At 65.5% G+C, this 1498-nt stretch carries 2 protein-coding genes; both read right to left on the reverse strand.

Features of this window, described 5'->3' with window-relative positions; genetic code table 11:
• Positions 1–550, reverse strand: a 550-nt coding sequence (locus EN964_RS34300) for a 4-hydroxythreonine-4-phosphate dehydrogenase PdxA (protein WP_206528810.1), incomplete at its 3' end; no start/stop codon positions are given.
• A 1-nt stretch (position 551) separates the two neighbouring features.
• Positions 552–1481 (reverse strand): peptidylprolyl isomerase, encoded by a 930-nt coding sequence (locus EN964_RS34305; protein ID WP_127268604.1) that lies wholly within the window; start codon positions 1479–1481, stop codon positions 552–554.
• Between the last annotated feature and the right edge of the window lie 17 nt (positions 1482–1498).

Here is a 1498-nt window from a genome sequence, read left to right on the forward strand (position 1 = left end):
GTGCCTTCGGCACCTCGGCCAGCGCGATGTGGATGGTGACGGGAACGGTGCGCAGGTCGGGTCCTGCCAGCATCATCACCGGCATCGCCTCGACGCCGCTGTGCCGGGCCGCCAGATGCGCCAGATACTCGGTGTGGCCGGGGAAGCGAAAGCCGGCGTCGTAGAGCGGCTTCTTGGCGATGGGGCAGGTGACCACGGCCGAGGCTTCGCCGGCAAGGCAATCGGCGACGGCGCGGTCGATGGCCTCGATGGTGGCGGCCGCATTGGCCGGATCCGGCCGGCCGGGACTGTCGATGCAGCGGGCAGTCAGTGGAACGATCGGCAAGGCGCGGGCAAAGACCTGCGCCGCTTGCGCTGATGTCGTTTCGACGACCGGCAGCGAAATGCCGAGCAGGCGCGCCCGGGAGGCGATCAGCGCCGGATCGGCGAGCAGGTAGAAGGGGGGCAGGGCGGCAGCTTCGCGCGCCATAAAGGCGGCGATGGCGATCTCCGGCCCAATGCCGGACGGATCGCCGGCGCTCAACGCGAGCGCAGTCACTGCGTTGCTCACGTCAGCGCTTGACGATGCGGGCTTTTGCCTTCAGCTCGTCGACATATTTCTTGCTGAGCGCGTCGGCATCCTTGTCGCCGCCGGAGCCTTCGGCCTGAAACGCCATCTGGGCGACCTTGTCGTCGGACACTTCGCGCGACGAGCAGATGCCGATGAATTCGACGCCGCGTTCGGTTTCGCGCGTGGCAGTGGCACCGCCGACTTTGGTCGCCTTGATCTGCTCGGCCCAGTCCGGCGGCAGCTGCGGCGCCAGCACCCGGCCCAGATCCCGAACGGTGACGTCGATCAGGCCCTTGGCGAATTCGCGCGTCGTGTTGCAGCCGTTGAAGCGGGTGCGCATGGCGTCGGCCTCGCGCTTGCGTTTGCCCAGCGTCGCGCTGCGTTCAGCCGCCGGAACCACGAAGATGACCTGCTGCAGCATGTATTCGGTGGCGCTCGGTTTGGCGCCGCCTTTTTCGAGCATCTTCCTCACGAGATCCTGCTCGCTGACGGCACCGGTGCCGTCGCCGGAACGGTAGCGCGCGCTCAAAGCCTGGTTCCAGGCCATCTGGGCGCGGATGAATTCCTTGAAGTGGCTCTTGGTGACGCCTGACTTCTCCATGACGCCGTCAAGCTGGCTGAGCTGCATCTTGTTGCTCGAGGCAAAGCGCTGATACGCCGCCTCGACCTGTGCGTCGCTGATGCGGATGCCAAGCCGCTTGGCCTCGGCCATACGCAGCGTCTGGTCGATCATTTCCTGGCCGGCATCGCCCTTCTTGCGCTGCAGCTTCAGGAAGGCGGCGCGATGGGCTATGTCGCCGGTGGTGACCGGAATGTTGTTGACGACGTATTTGATCTCGCTGGCGAAAGCCGGCGGCGTCATTGCAGTGATCGACACGGACGTCGCCGCCACGAGCAACGCGAAACCTGCTGAAAAGAGGTATTTCCTCATCGTTGGTATCCCAATTC

It is taken from the genome of Mesorhizobium sp. M7A.F.Ca.CA.001.10.2.1 (assembly GCF_003998575.1).
In the GTDB taxonomy this organism is placed as follows: Bacteria; Pseudomonadota; Alphaproteobacteria; order Rhizobiales; family Rhizobiaceae; genus Mesorhizobium.

Excerpts from the sequence above, each read along its gene's own strand:
- EN964_RS34305 (WP_127268604.1), bottom strand. The coding sequence starts at position 1,481 with ATGAGGAAATACCTCTTTTCAGCAGGTTTCGCGTTGCTCGTGGCGGCG.